This is a genomic window from Stenotrophomonas sp. CASM110 (assembly GCF_049384345.1).
In the GTDB taxonomy this organism is placed as follows: domain Bacteria; phylum Pseudomonadota; class Gammaproteobacteria; order Xanthomonadales; family Xanthomonadaceae; genus Stenotrophomonas; species Stenotrophomonas muris.
This window is the reverse complement of record NZ_JBMRGI010000013.1, coordinates 64,502-82,892: the sequence shown is the minus strand read 5'-3', so window position 1 is coordinate 82,892 and position 18,391 is coordinate 64,502. Positions and strand designations below refer to the sequence as shown.

At 67.6% G+C, this 18,391-nt stretch carries 19 protein-coding genes and 1 tRNA gene; 13 read left to right on the top strand and 7 right to left on the bottom strand.

The genetic code is table 11. From position 1 onward, the window contains the following. The first annotated feature begins 130 nt into the window (after positions 1 to 130). On the top strand, positions 131 to 1,021 hold the full coding sequence (locus VG561_RS13050; protein ID WP_164077563.1) for a dihydrodipicolinate synthase family protein: 891 nt from the start codon (positions 131 to 133) through the stop codon (positions 1,019 to 1,021). Positions 1,022 to 1,055: 34 nt separating this feature from the next. Here the strand turns inward: VG561_RS13050 and VG561_RS13045 are convergent. Beyond that, positions 1,056 to 1,132: transfer RNA gene (locus VG561_RS13045), tRNA-Arg, on the bottom strand. A gap of 183 nt (positions 1,133 to 1,315) precedes the next feature. On the opposite strand from VG561_RS13045, the gene VG561_RS13040 reads away from it, so the two are divergent. The 7 genes from VG561_RS13040 (at position 1,316) to VG561_RS13010 (ending at position 8,061) form a co-directional block, all read left to right on the top strand. After that, a complete protein-coding gene (locus tag VG561_RS13040) occupies positions 1,316 to 2,848 on the top strand; it encodes an aldehyde dehydrogenase family protein (RefSeq protein WP_014646923.1) in 1,533 nt (510 codons plus the stop codon). Then, on the top strand, positions 2,848 to 3,687 hold the full coding sequence (locus VG561_RS13035) for an SDR family NAD(P)-dependent oxidoreductase (protein ID WP_423179658.1): 840 nt from the start codon (positions 2,848 to 2,850) through the stop codon (positions 3,685 to 3,687). Before VG561_RS13040 ends, VG561_RS13035 begins: the two co-directional genes overlap by 1 nt. A gap of 260 nt (positions 3,688 to 3,947) precedes the next feature. Then, a complete protein-coding gene (locus VG561_RS13030) occupies positions 3,948 to 4,232 on the top strand; it encodes a DUF4190 domain-containing protein (protein ID WP_014646921.1) in 285 nt (94 codons plus the stop codon). Positions 4,233 to 4,236: 4 nt separating this feature from the next. Next, positions 4,237 to 5,007: a class I SAM-dependent methyltransferase gene (locus VG561_RS13025; RefSeq protein WP_423179657.1), complete on the top strand. Its 771-nt coding sequence runs from the start codon at positions 4,237 to 4,239 to the stop codon at positions 5,005 to 5,007. A gap of 8 nt (positions 5,008 to 5,015) precedes the next feature. After that, positions 5,016 to 6,071, top strand: coding sequence for a quinone-dependent dihydroorotate dehydrogenase (locus VG561_RS13020; RefSeq protein WP_032962331.1), 1,056 nt, complete (start codon positions 5,016 to 5,018; stop codon positions 6,069 to 6,071). Between the two features lie 8 nt (positions 6,072 to 6,079). Beyond that, positions 6,080 to 7,141 (top strand): UDP-N-acetylmuramate dehydrogenase, encoded by a 1,062-nt coding sequence (gene murB, locus VG561_RS13015; RefSeq protein WP_014646918.1) that lies wholly within the window; start codon positions 6,080 to 6,082, stop codon positions 7,139 to 7,141. A 32-nt stretch (positions 7,142 to 7,173) separates the two neighbouring features. Next, the gene (locus VG561_RS13010) at positions 7,174 to 8,061 is read left to right on the top strand and encodes a DMT family transporter (RefSeq protein ID WP_053494447.1); all 888 of its coding nucleotides are present in this window, start codon (positions 7,174 to 7,176) and stop codon (positions 8,059 to 8,061) included. A gap of 109 nt (positions 8,062 to 8,170) precedes the next feature. On the opposite strand, the gene VG561_RS13005 is transcribed toward VG561_RS13010, so the two are convergent. The 5 genes from VG561_RS13005 to VG561_RS12985 form a co-directional block, all read right to left on the bottom strand. After that, positions 8,171 to 9,175, bottom strand: coding sequence for a phosphotransferase (locus VG561_RS13005; RefSeq protein WP_423179656.1), 1,005 nt, complete (start codon positions 9,173 to 9,175; stop codon positions 8,171 to 8,173). Positions 9,176 to 9,274: 99 nt separating this feature from the next. After that, positions 9,275 to 10,309 carry a DUF418 domain-containing protein gene (locus tag VG561_RS13000; protein ID WP_046430305.1) on the bottom strand — a complete coding sequence of 345 codons (1,035 nt, stop codon included), beginning with the start codon at positions 10,307 to 10,309 and terminating at the stop codon, positions 9,275 to 9,277. Further along, the gene (locus tag VG561_RS12995) at positions 10,306 to 10,896 is read right to left on the bottom strand and encodes a TetR/AcrR family transcriptional regulator (protein WP_049440788.1); all 591 of its coding nucleotides are present in this window, start codon (positions 10,894 to 10,896) and stop codon (positions 10,306 to 10,308) included. The genes VG561_RS13000 and VG561_RS12995 overlap by 4 nt, the downstream gene beginning before the upstream one ends. Positions 10,897 to 10,993: 97 nt before the next feature. Beyond that, positions 10,994 to 11,797, bottom strand: a complete 804-nt coding sequence (locus VG561_RS12990) for an APH(3')-II family aminoglycoside O-phosphotransferase (protein WP_053494449.1) — start codon at positions 11,795 to 11,797, stop codon at positions 10,994 to 10,996. A 40-nt stretch (positions 11,798 to 11,837) separates the two neighbouring features. Then, positions 11,838 to 12,344, bottom strand: coding sequence for a DUF2938 domain-containing protein (locus VG561_RS12985; RefSeq protein WP_053494450.1), 507 nt, complete (start codon positions 12,342 to 12,344; stop codon positions 11,838 to 11,840). Positions 12,345 to 12,399: 55 nt separating this feature from the next. On the opposite strand from VG561_RS12985, the gene VG561_RS12980 reads away from it, so the two are divergent. The 4 genes from VG561_RS12980 to VG561_RS12965 all read left to right on the top strand — a co-directional run bounded on the left by VG561_RS12980 (position 12,400) and on the right by VG561_RS12965 (position 16,594). Then, entirely contained in the window at positions 12,400 to 13,065 is a 666-nt protein-coding gene (locus tag VG561_RS12980; RefSeq protein WP_032959997.1) for an ArsR/SmtB family transcription factor, read from the top strand. A gap of 14 nt (positions 13,066 to 13,079) precedes the next feature. Continuing rightward, the gene (locus VG561_RS12975) at positions 13,080 to 13,808 is read left to right on the top strand and encodes a GNAT family N-acetyltransferase (protein ID WP_046430294.1); all 729 of its coding nucleotides are present in this window, start codon (positions 13,080 to 13,082) and stop codon (positions 13,806 to 13,808) included. A 28-nt stretch (positions 13,809 to 13,836) separates the two neighbouring features. Beyond that, complete coding sequence (locus VG561_RS12970) at positions 13,837 to 14,553, top strand: SDR family NAD(P)-dependent oxidoreductase (protein ID WP_197620950.1); 717 nt, start codon at positions 13,837 to 13,839, stop codon at positions 14,551 to 14,553. A gap of 94 nt (positions 14,554 to 14,647) precedes the next feature. After that, positions 14,648 to 16,594 carry an EAL domain-containing protein gene (locus VG561_RS12965; protein WP_423179655.1) on the top strand — a complete coding sequence of 649 codons (1,947 nt, stop codon included), beginning with the start codon at positions 14,648 to 14,650 and terminating at the stop codon, positions 16,592 to 16,594. On the opposite strand, the gene VG561_RS12960 is transcribed toward VG561_RS12965, so the two are convergent. Then, positions 16,591 to 17,202 carry a TetR/AcrR family transcriptional regulator gene (locus VG561_RS12960; protein WP_014646907.1) on the bottom strand — a complete coding sequence of 204 codons (612 nt, stop codon included), beginning with the start codon at positions 17,200 to 17,202 and terminating at the stop codon, positions 16,591 to 16,593. The two genes, VG561_RS12965 and VG561_RS12960, sit on opposite strands and share 4 nt — an antisense overlap. A 104-nt stretch (positions 17,203 to 17,306) precedes the next feature. On the opposite strand from VG561_RS12960, the gene VG561_RS12955 reads away from it, so the two are divergent. Beyond that, the gene (locus tag VG561_RS12955) at positions 17,307 to 18,383 is read left to right on the top strand and encodes an MBL fold metallo-hydrolase (protein ID WP_180835522.1); all 1,077 of its coding nucleotides are present in this window, start codon (positions 17,307 to 17,309) and stop codon (positions 18,381 to 18,383) included. Positions 18,384 to 18,391: the final 8 nt, after the last annotated feature.

Genomic DNA, 18,391 nt, shown 5'->3' with positions numbered 1-18,391 from the left:
CGCGATTCCGGTGGCCGAATCACGTTGCACGGCAGCGCTTGAATTTTGTCCTAGGACAATAAAAAATGCCAGCCGTCCAGGGTCGCCGCTGCAGACAACCTCCCTTCGCCCTCTGCCTTCGGGGTTAGCCATGATCCACGGCCTCAGCGCCTTTCCTCTTACGCCGATGAACGAATCGAGCATCGACCTGCACGCCTTCGCCGGGCTGGTCGAGCGTCTCGCGGCCGCTGGCGTGGGGTCGATGGGCGTGCTCGGCTCCACCGGCAGCTACGCCTACCTGGAAAAGGCCGAGCGCATGCGCGTGCTGCGCGAAGCGTTGGCCCATTCGGGCGATGTCCCGGTCATCGTCGGCATCGGTGCGCTGCGCACCCGCGATGTGCTGGCGTTGGCCCGGGACGCGGAAGATGCGGGTGCAGCCGGCCTACTGCTGGCACCCGTGTCCTACCAGCCATTGAAGGAGCACGAGGTCTACACGCTCTTCGAATCGGTGTGCACGGCGGTGGGCACACCGATCTGTGTCTACGACAATCCCGGCACCACCCACTTCCGGTTCAGCGATGAACTGCATGGGCGGATCGCCGCCCTGCCCAACATCGCCTCGATCAAGATCCCACGCCTTTCCGACGATCCTGCCGAAGCAGCGGCGCGCGTCACCGCACTGCGCGCCCATCTTCCAGCGCATGTCACGCTGGGCATCAGCGGCGACGCAGCCGCCGTGCGCGGACTGGCCGCTGGCTGCGATGGCTGGTACTCGGTAACCGGCGGGCTGTTCCCCGGGGTGGTGCAGCAGATCACCCGCGCGGCCGGCACCGGCGACATGGCGACGGCGCAGGCCGTGTCGGCGAGGCTGGCGCCGCTCTGGGCGCTGTACGACCGCTTCGGTGGCATCCGCGTCATGGCATGCGCGGCGGCACTGATGGGCCTGTGTGCGGAGGACTGCCTGCCACGGCCGCTGCTTGGGCTGCGAGGCGAAGAGCGTGCGCACGTGGCGCAGGTACTGCGCGGCCTGGAGCTGCTGTAGCGCTCGAAGAAGGGCGTCCCGGGCAGCGCGTGGATGGTGACCCCGGCCCGATTCGAACGGGCGACCTTCCCCTTAGGAGGGGGACGCTCTATCCAGCTGAGCTACGGGGCCATGCAGCCGGGAAGTTTACAGGCAACGTGCCCTGCCCTCCAAGCATTCATGTTCGGCCAGGCCTGGCTGGCGCGTTGCACCATGGCCGGCCGGGGCGCTCTGCTACCATCGGCGATTCAGTTCATCGCGTCCCCCACCTGCCCGCGATGGCGCCAAACAACGTAACGAAATACAGGAGTCTGCATGTCTTCCGAGCTGCTCAAGTCCCTTGGCCTGGACGCGATCAACGCTGGCACGTACCTGGGCAACGGGGAGTGGTCGAGCGCGACCAGCGGTGAGCTGATCACCCCGGTCAACCCGACCACCGGCGAGCCGATCGCGCAGGTCCGCGCGACCACCGAGGCCGAGTACGAGACCGTCGTTGCCCGCGCCCAGGAAGCCTTCAAGGTCTGGCGCACCACGCCGGCCCCGCGCCGCGGTGAAGCTGTGCGCCTTTGCGGTGAAGCACTGCGCAGGCACAAGGACGCCCTGGGTTCGCTGGTTGCGCTGGAAATGGGCAAGAGCAAGCCGGAAGGCGACGGCGAAGTGCAGGAGATGATCGACATCGCCGATTTCGCCGTGGGCCAGAGCCGCATGCTGTACGGCTACACCATGCATTCCGAGCGCCCCGGCCACCGCATGTACGAGCAGTACCACCCGCTGGGCCTGGTCGGCATCATCTCGGCCTTCAATTTCCCGGTCGCGGTGTGGAGCTGGAACTCGTTCCTGGCCGCCATCTGTGGCGACGTGTGCATCTGGAAGCCGTCCAACAAGACGCCGCTGACCGCCATCGCCTCGCTGAAGATCTGCAACGACGCCCTGCGCGAAGCCGGCTTCCCGGACATCTTCTTCCTGATCAACGATGCCGGCACCGCGCTGTCGGAAAAGATGGTCGATGACCGCCGCGTGCCGCTGATCAGCTTCACCGGCTCGACCCAGGTCGGTCGCACCGTCAACGAGAAGGTCGCGCGCCGCCTCGGCCGCTGCCTGCTGGAACTCGGCGGCAACAACGCCATCATCCTGGACGAAACCGCCGACCTGAAGCTGGCCGTGCCGGGCATCGTGTTCGGCGCCGTCGGCACCGCCGGCCAGCGCTGCACCACCACCCGCCGCCTGATCGTGCACCGCTCGATCTACGCCGACGTGCTGGCCACCCTGGTCAAGGCCTACAAGCAGGTGGAAGGCAAGATCGGCGACCCGACCGATGCGGCCAACCTGATGGGCCCGCTGAACAGCGAAGGCGCCGTGCAGCAGTTCCTCGATGCGATCGCCCAGGCCAAGGCGGCCGGCGGCACCATCGAGACCGGTGGCAGCCGCATCGACCGCCCGGGCAACTTCGTGTTGCCGGCCATCGTCTCCGGCCTGAAGAACAGCGACGCCGTGGTCCAGCACGAGACCTTCGCGCCGATCCTGTACGTGATGCCGTACGACACCCTCGATGAAGCCATCGACATGCAGAACGGCGTGCCGCAGGGCCTGTCGTCCTCGATCTTCACCCAGAACCTGAAGACTGCCGAGAAGTTCCTGTCGGCCGCCGGCAGCGACTGCGGCATCGCCAACATCAACATCGGCACGTCCGGTGCGGAGATCGGCGGCGCCTTCGGTGGCGAGAAGGACACCGGCGGTGGCCGCGAGTCCGGTTCGGATGCGTGGAAGGTCTACATGCGCCGCCAGACCAACACCATCAACTATTCGGATTCGCTGCCGCTGGCCCAGGGCATCAAGTTCGACCTGTGATGGCAGACGACGCGGACACGTCCGTGGGCCAGAGCCCCTCCGGGGATCTGGCCCCAGCGAGGGGTCGGATCCCCGCAGGGGCTCCGACCCTCGATTTCAGCGGCCGCCGCGTGCTCATCGCCGGCGGCAGCAAGGGCATTGGCCGTGAAATGGCGCTGGCCTTTGCCGGCGCCGGCGCACAGGTCTCGGTCTGCGCCCGCGGCCAGGCCGGCCTGGATGCCCTGCGTGCCGATGCACGAGCGCAGGGCTTCGAACTGCACGTGTTTTCCACCGATCTGGCCGATCCCGGCCGGATCCAGGCCTGGCTGCAGGCCGCTGCCGCTGCCCTCGGCGGTATCGATGTACTGGTCAACAATGCCACCGGCTACGGCATGGCCGACGACGAGGACGGCTGGGCCGCCAGCCTGCAGATCGACCTGATGGCGGCCGTGCGTGCCTCGCGCCTGGCATTGCCATGGCTGCGTGCCTCCAGCGACGCCTGCATCCTCAATCTGTCGTCGATTGCCGCGCAGCAGCCGCGCCCCGGTGGCGCGCCGTACGCCGCGGCCAAAGCCGCGCTTTCGCACTACACCACGTCACAGGCGCTGGCGCTGGCCAAGGACCGGATCCGGGTCAATGCCATCGCCCCGGGCTCGATCGAGTTCGATGACGGCCTCTGGGACCGTCGCCGCGTCGAGGACCCTGCGCTGTACCACGGCACCCTGGCGAAGATTCCGTTCGGCCGCTTCGGCCACCCGCGCGAGATCGCCGACGCCGCCCTGTTCCTGTGCTCGCCGCTGGCGCGCTGGGTCACCGGTAGCGTGCTCAATGTGGATGGCGGCCAGGTGTTGATGGGCTGATACCGGCACTTCGGTAGCCGCCAACCCTGGTTGGCATGCCTTTCGTCGACCAAGGTCGACGCCTACCAGGGCCGAAATCCCTTCGTCGACCAAGCTCGACGCCTGCCAAGGCCGAAATCCCTTTCGTCGACCAAGGTCGACGCCTACCAGGGCCGAAATCCCATTCGTCGGCCAGGGTCGACGCCTGCCATCGCATCCGCCGGGCATGGGATTGCCGGGGCAGAGGCACTATCATGTGCACACTGCCAAGGAGGACCCCGATGAGCGTGGCACCCCGACAGACAAGCGCCCTGGCCGTGGTCAGCCTGGTCATGGGCATCGCCAGCTGGACCGTCCTGCCCTTCGTGGCCAGCATCGTCGCCATCATCACCGGCCACATGGCCCGCGCCGAAATCCGCCGCCGCCCGCACGAACTGGAAGGCGATGGCCTGGCCGTCACCGGCCTGGTGCTGGGCTGGGTCATGGTCGGCGCGGCACTTGCCGCCATCGTGGTCTTCATCCTGTTCTTCGGCGGCCTGGCGTGGCTGGCGGCGGTGTCGAACTGACGCCATGACCGCCTCCGACAGCACTGAACGCTTCAGCAGCCGCGTCGCCGACTACGTCCGCTACCGGCCCGACTACCCACCCGCGCTGCTGGAGTGGCTGCATGGCCCGATGGGTGTCAGCCAGCAGGCGCGTGTGGCTGACATCGGCGCCGGTACCGGCATTTCCAGCCGCCTGTTCCTGGCCAGCGGCCATCCTGTTGTCGCGGTTGAACCCAATGCGGCCATGCGGGGCGCGGCCAAAGAATGGCTGGCACCGCAGTACCCGCAGTTCCGTGCGGTGGACGGCCGCGCCGAGGCCACCGCACTGGACGATGCCAGCATCGATCTGGTCAGCGTCGCGCAGGCCTTCCATTGGTTCGACACCGTGGCGGTACGCGCCGAGTGGCAGCGCATCCTGCGCCCCGGCGGCCAGGCCCTCATCTACTGGAATTCTCGCCTCCTCGATGCCACCCCGTTCCTGGTCGGCTACGAACAGCTGCTGCTGGACTACGGCACCGACTACACCGCCGTGGCCGAGCGCTACCAGGACGACGCCACCATGCAGGCCTGGTTCGGCGCTGGCCTGCGCGGCAGGGTGGAGCTGCCGAACGTGCAGCACCTGGACTTCGACGCCCTGCGCGGGCGCCTGCTGTCCTCCTCCTACGCCCCTCAATCCGGTCATCCGCGCCACGCACCGATGATCGACGCTCTGCAGCACCTGTTCGCCGCCCACGCGGTCGACGGCCAGGTCGCTTTTGAATATCGAACCCGAGCCTTCCTCGGCACGCTGGACTGAACCGACGCATGTATTCGCTTGCCCGCCCCTTCCTGTTCTCGCTCGACGCCGAGCGCGCCCACGGCCTTGGCCTGTCCGCACTGGACCTGGCCTATCGCACCGGCACCACGCCGCTGCTGGCCGCACGCATCGCGCCGATGCCCAGCACGGTGTTCGGGCTGACGTTCCCCAACCCGGTCGGCCTGGCCGCCGGCCTGGACAAGAACGGGGAGCACATCGATGCGCTGTTCGCGCTCGGCTTCGGCTTCGTCGAAATCGGCACGATCACCCCGCGCCCGCAGGCCGGCAATCCGCAGCCGCGCCTGTTCCGCCTGCCGGAACACAACGCGATCATCAACCGCATGGGCTTCAACAATGCGGGCGTGGACGCGCTGGTGCGCAACGTCGAGCGCGCGCGCAACCGCCGCGGCCTGCTCGGCATCAACATCGGCAAGAACAAGGACACCCCCAACGAACAGGCCGTGGACGATTACATCGCCTGCCTGGACAAGGTGTACGCGCTGGCCGACTACATCACTGTCAACATTTCCTCGCCCAACACCGCCGGCCTGCGTGAACTGCAGGAAGAAACCGCGCTGCGCCAGCTGGTCAGCCAGCTGCGTGACCGCCAGGAAGAGCTCGCGGCCCGCCACGGCCGCCGCGTACCGATGCTGGTGAAGGTGGCGCCGGACCTCAGCGAGCGCGACATCGATGCCGCCGCCCGCGTGCTGGGCGAGCTGCAGGTGGACGGAGTGATCGCCACCAACACCACCATCGACCACAGCAAGGTGGCCGGCGATCCGCTGGCCAACGAGGCCGGTGGCCTGTCCGGTGCGCCGGTGCTGGAGCAGTCCACGCTGGTGCTGCGCCGCCTGCGCTCGCGCCTGCCCGAGTCGGTGCCCTTGGTCGGCGTCGGCGGCATCCTGTCCGGTGCCGATGCCGTGGCCAAGATGGCGGCCGGTGCCGCGCTGGTGCAGTGCTACAGCGGCCTGATCTTCCGTGGACCGGCGCTGGTTTCCGAATGCGTGGAGGCGATCCGTCGCCGCCGCGAAGCGCCCAGCCGCGGCGCGGTGGCCCCACTGTGAGCGCGCCCATGGACACCATCGACGGCAACGCCCCGCTGCGCTGGACGCTCACCCAAAATGCGCCGCTGCAGGGACTGAACACCTTCCACGTGCAGGCCAATGCGGAACAGCTGCTGGAACTGCACGATGCCGCGCTGCTGCCGGAGGTGCTGGCACTGCCCGAGGTGGCCAACGGCCCACTGCTGGTGCTGGGTGCCGGCAGCAACGTCCTGATCGCCGAGGACCTGCCCGGTACCGTGCTGGTGTTCGGCAACCGCGACATCAGTTTCCTTGAACACCGCGCCGACCATGCCGTGATCCGCGCCGGCGCCGGCGTGCCCTGGCATGGCCTGGTGATGTGGTCGCTGCAGGAAGGCCTGTCCGGCCTGGAAAACCTGGCGCTGATTCCCGGCACCGCCGGTGCCGCACCGATCCAGAACATCGGCGCCTATGGCGCGCAGGTCGGCGAGTTCATCCAGGCGGTCGAAGCCTGGGACTGCCAGGAACAGGCCTGGGTGCGCCTGGATAACGAACAGTGTGGTTTCGCCTACCGCGACAGCGTGTTCAAGCAACAGCCCGATCGCTACCTGATCACCGCCATCGAACTGAAACTGCCACTGCTGCACGATCTGCGCATGGACTACGCCGGCATCCGCGAAGAGCTGCAGGCGCAGGGCGTGGTGCTGCCGGGCGCGGTGGACGTGGCCAATGCGGTGATCGCGATCCGCCGCCGCAAGCTGCCCGACCCGGAGGTACTCGGCAATGCCGGCAGCTTCTTCAAGAACCCGGTGCTGCCGCTGGAGCAGGTCGACGTGCTGCTGCAGCATTTCCCCGACCTGCCGGTGTTCCCGGCCGAGCAGGACGACAAGCGCAAGGTCTCGGCGGCCTGGATGATCGAATCCTGCGGCTGGAAGGGCTTCCGCGACGGCGATGCCGGCGTGGCTCCCAGCCACGCGCTGGTGCTGGTCAACCACGGCAATGCCAGCGGCGCTGAACTGCTGGCGCTGGCGCGCCGCATCTCGGCCTCGGTGCTGGAGAAGTTCGGCGTGCCGATCGAACCGGAGCCCCGCCTGCTCGGCGCACAGTGGTGAACAGCCCCACCCTTTCCCCCAGCGCCACCCCGATGCGGGCGGCGCTGCTGATGCTCGGCAGCACGATGGCGTTCGGCCTGATGGCGGTGGCGATCCGCTATGCCACGCGCTACGTGCCTACCCAGGAAGTGGCGTTCTTCCGCAATGCCTTCGGCCTGCTGGCGCTGCTGCCGATGCTGCTGCGGCCGGGCCGTGCGCCGCTGAAGACGCAGCAGCTGCCGCGCTATTTCGTGCGTAGTGCGATTGGCCTGGGCTCGATGCTGTGCGCGTTCTGGGCACTGGGCCACCTGCCGTTGGCGCAGGCGGTGTCGCTGTCGTACTCCACGCCGCTGTTCGTCACGATTGCCGCCGTGCTGTGGCTGGGTGAAACCGTGCGCGTGCGCCGCTGGGCCGCGGTCGTGGTCGGCTTCATCGGCGTGCTGGTGATCGTGCGTCCCGGCACCGCCGGCTTCACCGCCGGCAGCCTGGTCGCGGTGGGTGCGGCGGTACTCAGCTCGCTGGTGGCGATCCAGATCAAGCAGCTGACCCGCGTCGACAGTGCCGATACCGTGGTGCTCTATACCTACGTGTTCTGGGTGCCGCTGTCGCTGGTGCCGGCGCTGTTCGTCTGGGTCTGGCCGACCGGGTCGGCCTGGCTGTGGCTGCTGGCCACCGGCGTGCTCGGCACCGTCGGCCAGCTGTTGTGGACCCGCGCGCTACGGCTGGGCGAGGTCTCTGCCCTGACCCCGATCAGCTTCCTGCAGCTGCCACTGGTAACGCTGTTCGGCTGGCTGCTGTTCAACGAAACGGTAGACCGCTGGACGATCATCGGTGCCGGCATCATCCTCGCCGCCAACGCCTACATCGCCCACCGCGAAGCCGTGCTGTCACGCCGCGCTGCAAGCGCGGCGGCCTCTGCAGCGGCCAAGCCCGCAGAGTAGATCCACACCCCGCGCAGACACCGCGGCCCCCTGTAGAGCCGAGCCATGCTCGACTCATCGCGCAGCGTGAGGGTTCATCGTGGAAATGCCATCCACGCATGGCGTGGATCTACAGCGCGCGATACACCCGCTCTGCCGCGTCGAATACATTGCCCGGTGCGAACTGTTCGCTGAGGAAATGCAGCGACTGCCGGCGCAGCTGCGGCGAACGGTCCTCTCCATCGCTGCCCAGCAGGACCTGCTGGAACTCGATCAGGTCCTGCAGGATGCGCCAGTGCCGGTACCAGGCGGTCCAGCGTGGATCGCCGCGGTCACTGCCATAGCCTTCCTCGAATCCCAACGGGTTCTCGCGCCCCCAGCGCCCACCGACCGCGCCACCGATGAACATCAGGTCGCGCTCGCGCGGGGCCAGCGACAGGCCATCCCAATCGATCAGGTGCAGGCTGCCGTCATTGCCCATCAGCAGATTGCCGGCATGCAGGTCGGTGTGGCACAGGTGCAGCCGCACCGGGACATCCTGCAACGCCGCGTGCAGCTGCAGTGCCTGCGCATGCAGCGCCGCGATGCGCGCATGCTGCTGGTCCCAGACGGATACGAAGGCCCGGCCCAGCCCATCCCTGGCGGCCGCCAGGCCCTCGCCGGCCAGCCATTGCCCGACCGTATCAAGCGCCGCGGTTTCCATCCGCAGGCTCGGCAGCGCCTTCTGCAGCGCCGGTGGCGGGCACGCCTCGTGCAGGCGCCGCAGCACCTCGCCCAATCGTTGCCACTGCGTGCGGCTCAACGCCGCCTCGAAGCCGGACTGGCCTTCCACATACGGGAACAGGGTGAACTGCAGGCCCCAGCGCTGCACTGACGCTCCACCGGTCAGGGCCGGCCAGGGCGCGACGATTTCCTCGATGCCCAGCGTGCCGCGCAGCCAATGCAGGGTGTCCCAGACGGCAGGGGCAACCTGGTAACTGCGGCACTTCAACCACCATTGCCCGCGCCGTGCATCGATGCGATACACACTGGCGTTGGCATCGGCGCCAACCGGGCGTGGCACCACGGCATTGGCGGTGATGCCATAGGACTGCTGAAGGACTTCGCCGAGATGCTGCGCCGAAGCGAATGACATGGATGCAAGCGGAGAGTATTACCTGCCGCCACTATCGCAGATGCGCGGGCCGCGACACAGACATGTCCGTCACAACATCGTGCCTGCGCGACCAAAGTGCTAGCCGGCGACGCGTCGCATCACCGCTTCCAATGGGCCCCGCGCGAACCGCCAGGACCACAGCCACGCTGCGCCCGTGGCCAGCATCAGGAACAACAATGCCCACAGCAGCACCGACGCGAGCGACGCGCTGCCATCAAGCAGGCCCAGGCCTTCCAGCGTGCCCATGCCCAGCAGGATATGGCCGACGTACAGGGTCAGGGTCATGCGCCCGGCCGCGGTGAACGGTTCCAGCCAGTCACCCGGTCGTACACGCGTCAGCCACAGGCAGGCGGCAATGACACTGCAGGCCGCGCCCGCGCCTGTGAGTACGTAGGCCGGTCCCGGTGGCATCGGCTGCGTTCCCAGCCACGCCTGCCAGGGCGTTCCCTGCGCAAGCTGCTGCACGCCATGTCCAGCCACGATCAGCATCAGGCCCAGCACCAGCAGCGCGCGCTGGACCCGCGGTTGCGACAGTTGCAGCCGCGCCAGCAGCATGCCCAGCAGGAAGAAGCACAGCCACGGCAGCAGCGGATGGAACCCATTGAACAGCAGGTTGCGGGCCGCGCCCGGCCATTGCCACAGACCGGCGTATTCCAGCGTCTGCCAGTTCCATCCCTGGCTGTAGTCCCAGTGCAGCAACGCCCAGAACGAACAGGCCGCGATCCCCACGATGCTGGCCAGCAACACCCGCGGCGAGGCCCGCAGCCACAGCACGGCCAGCGCGAAATACACCGCGTAGTAATGCAGGATATCGGCCGGGAACAGCGTCAGGTTGAGCAGGCCCAGCACCAGCAGGAACAGTGCGCGCCGCCAGGTCTGCACACTGGCCGGCCACCAACCCTGCCGATGCGTGCCCAGTACCAGGCCCAACCCGGCCAGCGTAACGAACGTCGCCGAAGCCTTGCCTTCCAGAAAGTGGAAGACGCCTGCCAACCATCCGGCGCCCTCTGCCGGCACGGCCATCGCCAGGCGGAAGTTGACCAGCACCATGCCGGCCAAGGCCAGGTAACGCGCCAGATCAACGCCGTGCAGTCGCCGGTCGACGGCGCTCATGCGCGTGCGCCCAGCAGCAGCGCAAGCAGGCCGAGATCCAGCGATGCCTCATCGGTGCCCCCGGCTTCGCCCAGCCCTCGGCGCAGGGCATCGCTTTCGATGGCATCCAGCAGCACCTGTGCCTGCAGTGCCGGGGCCAGCACGGGGCGCCGACGTTCGCGCCGTGCCACCTGCTGCAGGGCTTCGGCCAGCGTCGCCTGCAATTGCCTGCGATTGGCCGCAAATGCCTCGGCCACGGCCGGATTGCGTGCGCTCTCGGCCAGCACTTCGACGGCGAGCGTTGCCCACTCCGGTTGCCGGCACAGTGCGTGGAAGTCCTGAAGGAAAACCAGCACCCGTGCGCGCTCGCCATCGGACGCGGCCAGTCGCTGCAGCAACGGTGCCAGTTCCTCGCCTTCGGCCACGGCCACCGCAAGGATGATCGCCTCCTTGCCCGGGAAGTGGTTGTAGAGATTGCCGAGGCTGACGCCGGCCGCCTGCGCGATGTCACGCATGCTGGTCTGGTGGAAGCCCTTCACGAGGAAACACTGCAGGGCGGCCTGCAGGATCTGCGCGATGCGTTGCCCGTTGCGGTCGGTTCGGTTCATGCCACAAATAGTGAACGAACGTTCGTCCATTTTTAAGGGCGCGCGCATCCGCTGGCAGGGCGCCGTTCAGCCCTGCCCTACGCTGCCCTGTGCGGTTTCAGAAGAACTCGTCGAGAAGACGGTAGAACGCCAGCCGCCGTTCGTCGGGCACAACGCCATAGCGCCGGAACAGCGGCGCGACCCAGCGCGTGTCGCCGAAGTTGTGGACCAGGCTGCGCGCGGCGAGCGCCAGATCCTGGTAGCGATCGGCCACACCCAGCCGGCCACAGTCGATGAAACCGCTGAAACGGGCTTCGGCTGCCAGCAGGTTCGGCAGGCAGGCGTCGCCGTGGCTGACCACCAGATCCTCGTGATTGGGCCGGGTAGCGCGCAGTTCGGCGAACACCTGCTGTGCGCTCTGCCCCAGGCGCTCGTCATCGAAGTCATCGGCGTCGACCAGGCCCGCCTCGACCCGTGCCTGCGCGGCCTGCAGGCGCGAGGCCAGCCGCTGGTCGAACGGACAGGCTGCCACCGGTATGGCATGCAGGCCCCGCAGCGCATCGGACAGCAGTTCCACCAGGCGCTGGGGCGGAAGCTCAGGCGACGAGGCCAGGTCGCGGCCGGGCAGCGCGCTCATCAGCAACCAGCGCCGGCCCGCTTCTTCGGCAGTGGCAATCACTGCAGGCGCCGGCTGCCCCTGGCCCTGCAGCCAACGCAGGCGGGCAATTTCATCGCCCAGCTCACTGAAGGCGTCGATCACTTCCGATTTCAGGAAGGCATCAGCCTGTCCCGGGCGATGCACACGGGCGACGTCTGCGCGCGATACGCCGATCGACTGTCGCTCGATGCGCGCATCGGCCAATGTTTCCCGCCACGCCCACGGCAGCGGCATGCCATCAGTGAAGGGATCGGGTGCTTCCATGGCGGGATGCTCCTGCTGCCGGTGACCCACGGATTCTCGCTCATCCTGCACGGACCCCGGCCAACAGCAGCGCGGAAAGGTACATGCCTGCGCCGAACACGCTGTGTGCCACCAGGCTGCGCAGCCGCGCCTTGCCAGGCGCCGGGGTCTTCGAAGCGGCAATGCCGGCGCCCATGCCCGGCTGCAGGATGAAGAACGGCGCGGCAACGCTGAGAATGCCGAAGGCCAGCGCCGGCCACAGGGTCGGTGCCTGCACCCAACCGTTCCCGACCACGGCCAGCAACACCGCGGCGAAGACCACACCGATCACGTAATGCGCGGTCCACCCCAGCGCGCGCTCGCCGGCCACCGGCAGCGAACGACCAATGCCCTCATGGCGGAAGCGCCCACGCCGCAGGTGGCCGAGCCAGCGGCCGACCATCGCAAAATCCAGCGACGGAATGCCGAGCAGCCTGCACTGCAGCAACGCCCACAGATCCATCAGCGCGGTCGCGCCCACGCCGATCACTACCGCATCGATCACCAATGTCGTCGCCCAGCCACTCATTCCGCCCACCTTCAATTATTTGCTTGAATGATAGAGCGATGCTAGCGTGCCCGGCATGAACGCTGCAACCGAGCTGCCACCGTCCCCGCTGGAAGCGCTGGCCGAGATCGCCCGCACCCTGGGCCACCCGCACCGCCTGGCCCTGCTGGAGCACATCGCCCAGGGCGAGCGTGCGGTCGAGCGCCTGGCCGAACTGAGCGGCCTGTCGGTGGCCAATACCTCCCAGCACCTGCAGCAGCTGCGTCGTGCCGGCCTGGTGCAGACCCGCCGTGACGGCAAGCGCATCCTCTACCGCAGCGCTGACGGCCCACTGGCCAACCTGCTGGCCGCGCTGCGCGACTATGCCGACCACCAGCGCAGCGAAATGCAGGGCGTCCTCACCGACAGCCTGCAGCGCCGCGATGCACTGGAAGGGCTGACCGTCGAGCAGCTGCTGGAGCAACGCGACAGCGTGGTACTGCTGGACGTGCGGCCGCGCGAGGAATTCGATCTGGGGCACCTGCCCGGCGCGCTGAACATTCCCGCTACGGAACTGCACGCGCGGATGGACGAACTGCCGCGCGCCGTCCACATTGTCGCGTACTGCCGCGGGCCCTACTGCGTGCTGTCCAACGATGCAGTGATGATGCTGCGCGAAGCCGGCCTCAGCGCGCAGCGACTGGCCGCCGGCTATCCCGAATGGAAGGCCGCAGGCCTGCAGGTTGAACTGCCCCGACACTGAGCGAACCGTTTGTCATGGATGATGCGATTTCCCCGTTGATCGATGCTGCCTGGCAACGCGTGTTCGCCGGCCAGCGCACGTTGCAGCAGGGGCCGCAGCTGCACCTGGCGTGCAGCGATGATGTCGATGAGGGTGAGGACGGCATGCTGTTACAGCCGGTCGCGGGCCCCGCCCGAGCGCTGTTGCGTCCTGCCCTGGCCGCTCGCCTGCAACTGCGTGCGCAACCGCACTGGACACTGGCGCAGCTGCAACAGCGCTTGCAGCAGCTCGGCCAGCATACGCACGGCGCGGATCGTGTCTTCTACTTCCCCACCGCAACACTCGCCGCCCTCGCCGAACACCCTGCCCCACCACATATCCGCCGCCTCGGCGCGACCGACGCGGCAGCGTTCAACGCGTTCCAGGCCACCGCCAGCGAGGACGATCTCGATGCCGCATGGGTCGAGCTGGATCACTGGCAGGTGTTCGGTGCCTTCGACGGCGAGCGCCTGGTCGCTGCGGGAAGCATGTACCCCTGGAGCCTGGATCCAGCCTTCGCCGATATGGGCGTACTGACCCTGCCCGAGGCCCGCGGTCGCGGTCACGCGCGACAGCTGGTACACGCCATGGCCGTGTCCGCGCGGGCGTCCGGGCTGCAGCCGCAATACCGTTGCCAGCTCGACAACACCGCCTCGATCATCACCGCCGGACGCAGCGGCCTGCGCGCGTTCGCCGATTGGGACACCATTCTGGCGGCCGACTGAGGCCGCCGCAGCACAACAAGGAAGCCACATGAAATTGATGGTCATCGGCGCCAGCAGGGGCCTCGGTCGAGCGTTCGTCGAAGGCCTGTGCAGTGCGGGCGACACCGTCATCGGCGTTTCGCGCAGCCGCCCGCACGACCTTGAATGCCCCGAGGGCGTCACCCTGCAGTGGATCGAAGCGGATCTGTCCCAGCCCACACTTGCTGCCAATCACATCGCAGCGCAGGCGCCGGCCGATCTGGATGTGCTCATCCACAACCTGGGCATCTGGGAAGAGACGGCCTTCAGCGACGAGTACGCCTTCCTCGACGAAAGCGATGCCGCGCTTGCCCAGCTGGTCGACGTCAACATCACCGCCACCCTGGTGCTGCTGCGGCGCCTGCTGCCGAGGGTACTGGGCGCAGCACGTCCACAGCTGGTGCTGACCGGCTCGACCTCGGCGCTGCCGCGCAGCGGCCGCCCGGAAGTGGCGTTCGGCGCATCCAAGTTCGCGCTCAACGGCATCGCCGATGCGCTGCGCGAAGGCTTCCGGGATCGGCGCCTGGCGGTAACCAGCCTGCAGCTGGGCTACCTCAACACCGACGATGCACTGTCAGTGCCGGTAGCGGACGCCGCAGCGCGCGGCGACGGCGAACTGGTGCCGGTCCATGATGTCGTGGCGATGGTACGCACCCTGCTGCAGCTGTCACCGTCCTCCTTCGTGCGCGAACTGGTGCTGCCCGCCATCGCCGACCCGCGCTACTGACCGCAGGGACCTTGGCCTGGCCCTTGGTGGCCGCACAGGCGCCTGTGGTTTACCCTGCTCGTCACTGGCCGTCGGTCACAGGCGGGAACCTGCTATGGATGCGCTTTCACGGGTCTCGGTCCAGGTCCTGGACAGCGCCCTGCCCAGCCTGCCGCTGTACCTGCTGCAGGCCACGGCGGTGATCGGCATGATCGGCGTGCTGCTGATCGCCACCCGTCGCGCCGGGCACGCCATTGAAGGACGGCGCCTGTATGTCGGCATAGCGCTGGGCCTGATCTACCTGTTCAACTCCTGGTTCGTGGCCCGTTACACCCAGGGTGTGGTCAAGCTGCACCTCGGCTTCGACATCCTGCTGGTCAGTGGCCTGCTCGGTGGCTGGCGCGGCGGCTTGGCCTGCCTGGCCGCCGCCCTGCTCGCCCGCTACCAGTTCGTCGGCACCCAGTTCTTCCTGCCTGCCAGCCTCGAGGCCGTGTTGCAGATGGTGGCCGGCGTCTGGCTGCGCAGGCGCCTGCACCCGCGCATGCTCAACGAACTCTCACCACGCATGATCCTGCAGGCGTGGTCCGTCCGTATCGGGATGACCGCCCTGGGCCTGGCGCTGGGTGTGGCGATCATTGGGGCCGATCAACTACCGGTGGCCGAACTGGCGATCCAGCGTGTGCTGGCACTGCCGGTCTCGCTGCTGGTACTCGGCGCAGTGTTCGCACTGGTCTACAACGATGCCCAGATCGATGCGCAGCGCCAGCGCGAACAGGCGTGGCTGCGCATCGATCCGATCAGCGGCCTGCCCAACATGCGTGCGCTCGGTGAACGCCTGCAGCGGTACTGGCGCGACAACGACGGCATCGGCAAGGCCTGCCTGATCGTGACCGAGATGGGCAACCTGCGCGATCTGCGCCTGCGCTACGGGCCATTGCAGGACAACGGCCTGTGGCAGCGCGATACACCGGCCGACGTCCACCGGTTGCTGCCATCGCTGGCGGTGGACGACGTGGAGGTCTACCAGTTCGGTGATGCCGCGCTGGCGATCCTGGTGCGCGGCATGACCTTGTCCGAACTGCGCATACAACCGCAGATCACCGAGCTGGCCAGCAACCTGGCCGATCGGGTCGGCCGCGATTGGCCTGGCTTCCGGCCGCTGTTCCGCTGTGCGGTGGTTGAATTGAAGCCCCCCGTTGATGCCGACGAAGGACATCTTCCGTTCCGCGCGATCACCGTGGCACTGAGCGCGATCGAATCCGGCGTCGTGTTCTTCGACGACCCGATCCAGCGCGACGGCGAGATCGACGCCCTGATCGAAGCCGCCCTCGAACGCTGGCTGCAGCAGGGCGACGCACCGCTGTGCTACCAGCCCAAGCATCGCCTGCAGGACCGCCAGCTGGTCGGCGCCGAAGCGCTGCTGCGCATGCGCGATGGCGAAGGCCGGCCGATTGCACCGATGCGGGTGATCTCGCTGCTGCGCCGGCAGGGCCGGCTGGCAGACCTGGAATGGGCCACGCTGCAGTCGGCGGTGCACTTCCTGCAGCACTGCCGGCAGGACGGCGCGGCGCTGACCATCGCAGTCAATGTGTCAGCCGAATCCCTGCGCCTGCCCGACTTCGGCCTGCGCCTGCAGGAACTGCTGCAGCTGCACGACATCCCCGGCGCGATGCTGCGGCTGGAAATCGTCGAGTGGACCGAGATCGTCGAGCGTGACCTGGTCGATGCCAACATCGCACAGCTGCTGGCGGCCGGAGTCACCCTGTCGCTGGATGATTTCGGCGCGGGCTATTCGACCCTGATCCTGCTTTCGCAGCTGGCCATCGCCGAGGTCAAGATCGAGCAGGCGTTGATCGCCACGCTGTCCGACGCCAAGTCGCAGTTGATCGTTCGCTTCATCGTCGAAGTCGCGCACCGCTGCGGCGCGATCGTGGTGGCCGAGGGGACCGAAACCCTGGCGCAGGAACAGCACCTGCGCGCGCTGGGCGTGGATGTCGGCCAGGGCTATCTGTACTCGGCCGCACTGCCGGCCGACGAGTTCCGTCGCTTCGCCGCCAGCTAGACCGCGTAGAAACCCAGGAACATGGCCACCGCCGATTCGGCGACGCGTGCGCGTTCCTGCGCGGTCAATGGTGGCTGCCCCATCGTCACCTGCGGCCAGAACGCGAAGCTCTTCACCAGCCCATGCAGCTGGTGGCCGGCGAATTCCGGATCAACCTCTCGCAACCGGCCATCGGCGATCGCTGCGCGGATCCACGCACTCTCGCCACTTTCCTTCTCGCCCATGCGGCAGACGATGGCCTGCGCCCGCTCCGGTGAGTGGATGACCTCGGCCATCGCCACCCGTGCCAGGTCGATGAAGTTGGCATCGCTGAGCAGTTCCAGCTTCTGGCCCAGCAACTGCAGCAGCTGCGCCTGCAACGGCTGGTCCGCGCGATACGGCAGTGCGTCGCTGGCCACGCTGCGTTCCCACAGCTCCTCAAGGATCATAGAAAACAGCGCTTCCTTGCTCGGGAAGTGGTTGTAGACGGTGCGCTTGGAGACCCCGGCCACCTCGGCGATGCGGTCCATGCTGGTCGCCTCGTAGCCCGATGCACGGAACTCCTCCACCGCCGCGCGCACGATGGCCTCGCGTTTGCGGTCGGTCAGGCGTTGTGGGGCACGGGGCATGGCGGAAACCGGATAGCTGAACGGACGCCACCATTTTACACCCAGTAGTGTACTTTTGAAAAATGTGAAACTACACTGTGCAGTGTACCCAGCGGACGTCCCCCATGAAGCGCCTGCTCCTTGTCCTCCTGCTTGGAATCCTCGCCGTGACCGCCTACACCTTCTGCAAGTCCTGGTCCCTCCCCGACTTCCCCGATTCGCCGCAGTACCGCGACGGCAAGTTCCGCAATGCCCTGCCCCGTCCGGCGATGGGCCTGCGCGACGGTGCGGAGATCTGGTGGACGTTCCTGTTCAACAAGCCCAAGGGGACCGTGCCCGCCCACCCGATTCCGGTGAAGCCGCTGGATCGCGCCTCCCTGGATGCTGCGCCGGATCGCAGCCTGTTCCGGCTTGGGCACTCCACGATCCTGCTGAAGCTGCGTGGCCAGTACTGGCTGACCGACCCGGTGTTCTCCGAGCGCGCCTCACCGGTGCAGTGGATGGGGCCGGCGCGCTTCCACGCACCGCCGATCAGCATCGACGAACTGCCGCCCATCGCCGGCGTGATCCTCTCGCACAACCACTATGACCATCTCGACCGTGCCGCGGTAATGCAGCTGGCCGGCAAGACCGCGCGCTTCATCGCACCGCTCGGCGTCGGCGACCAGCTGATTGCATGGGGTGTGGACGCCAGCAAGGTGGAACAGCTGGACTGGTGGCAGTCGACTGAAGCCAGTGGCCTGCGCTTGACCGCGACCCCGGGCCAGCACTTCTCCGGCCGCGGGCTGGGTGACAGCGACCGCAGCCTGTGGGCGTCATGGGTGATCCAGGACGGCGACTTCCGCATCTTCTTCAGCGGCGACACCGGCTACTTCGATGGCTTCAAGGCCATCGGCGAGAAGTACGGACCGTTCGACCTGACCATGATCGAGACCGGCGCCTACGATCCGCGCTGGGCGTTCGTGCACATGCAGCCGGAACAGACCCTGCAGGCGCACCTGGACCTGCGCGGCAAGTGGCTGCTGCCGATCCATAACGGCACCTTCGACCTGGCCCTGCACGCATGGCAGCAGCCGTTCGAGCGCATCACTGCATTGGCCGCCGCAAAGAATGTGCCGGTGGCCACGCCGATGATGGGCGAAGCACTGGACATGCAGGCGCCGCAGGCGGGTACGCGATGGTGGGAGACGGTGGAGCTTTAGCGGGGGAT

What these genes read in the sequence shown, in the direction of transcription:
- VG561_RS12980 (WP_032959997.1), top strand. Translation starts at nt 12,400, where the DNA reads ATGAACGCTGCAACCGAGCTGCCACCGTCCCCGCTGGAAGCGCTGGCC.
- VG561_RS12955 (WP_180835522.1), top strand. Translation starts at nt 17,307, where the DNA reads ATGAAGCGCCTGCTCCTTGTCCTCCTGCTTGGAATCCTCGCCGTGACC.
- VG561_RS13005 (WP_423179656.1), bottom strand. Translation starts at nt 9,175, where the DNA reads ATGTCATTCGCTTCGGCGCAGCATCTCGGCGAAGTCCTTCAGCAGTCC.
- VG561_RS13050 (WP_164077563.1), top strand. Translation starts at nt 131, where the DNA reads ATGATCCACGGCCTCAGCGCCTTTCCTCTTACGCCGATGAACGAATCG.
- VG561_RS12975 (WP_046430294.1), top strand. Translation starts at nt 13,080, where the DNA reads ATGGATGATGCGATTTCCCCGTTGATCGATGCTGCCTGGCAACGCGTG.
- VG561_RS13030 (WP_014646921.1), top strand. Translation starts at nt 3,948, where the DNA reads ATGAGCGTGGCACCCCGACAGACAAGCGCCCTGGCCGTGGTCAGCCTG.
- VG561_RS12990 (WP_053494449.1), bottom strand. Translation starts at nt 11,797, where the DNA reads ATGGAAGCACCCGATCCCTTCACTGATGGCATGCCGCTGCCGTGGGCG.
- VG561_RS12995 (WP_049440788.1), bottom strand. Translation starts at nt 10,896, where the DNA reads ATGAACCGAACCGACCGCAACGGGCAACGCATCGCGCAGATCCTGCAG.
- murB (WP_014646918.1), top strand. Translation starts at nt 6,080, where the DNA reads ATGGACACCATCGACGGCAACGCCCCGCTGCGCTGGACGCTCACCCAA.
- VG561_RS12985 (WP_053494450.1), bottom strand. Translation starts at nt 12,344, where the DNA reads ATGAGTGGCTGGGCGACGACATTGGTGATCGATGCGGTAGTGATCGGC.
- VG561_RS13035 (WP_423179658.1), top strand. Translation starts at nt 2,848, where the DNA reads ATGGCAGACGACGCGGACACGTCCGTGGGCCAGAGCCCCTCCGGGGAT.
- VG561_RS13010 (WP_053494447.1), top strand. Translation starts at nt 7,174, where the DNA reads ATGCGGGCGGCGCTGCTGATGCTCGGCAGCACGATGGCGTTCGGCCTG.
- VG561_RS12970 (WP_197620950.1), top strand. Translation starts at nt 13,837, where the DNA reads ATGAAATTGATGGTCATCGGCGCCAGCAGGGGCCTCGGTCGAGCGTTC.
- VG561_RS13040 (WP_014646923.1), top strand. Translation starts at nt 1,316, where the DNA reads ATGTCTTCCGAGCTGCTCAAGTCCCTTGGCCTGGACGCGATCAACGCT.
- VG561_RS13000 (WP_046430305.1), bottom strand. Translation starts at nt 10,309, where the DNA reads ATGAGCGCCGTCGACCGGCGACTGCACGGCGTTGATCTGGCGCGTTAC.
- VG561_RS12965 (WP_423179655.1), top strand. Translation starts at nt 14,648, where the DNA reads ATGGATGCGCTTTCACGGGTCTCGGTCCAGGTCCTGGACAGCGCCCTG.
- VG561_RS13020 (WP_032962331.1), top strand. Translation starts at nt 5,016, where the DNA reads ATGTATTCGCTTGCCCGCCCCTTCCTGTTCTCGCTCGACGCCGAGCGC.
- VG561_RS13025 (WP_423179657.1), top strand. Translation starts at nt 4,237, where the DNA reads ATGACCGCCTCCGACAGCACTGAACGCTTCAGCAGCCGCGTCGCCGAC.
- VG561_RS12960 (WP_014646907.1), bottom strand. Translation starts at nt 17,202, where the DNA reads ATGCCCCGTGCCCCACAACGCCTGACCGACCGCAAACGCGAGGCCATC.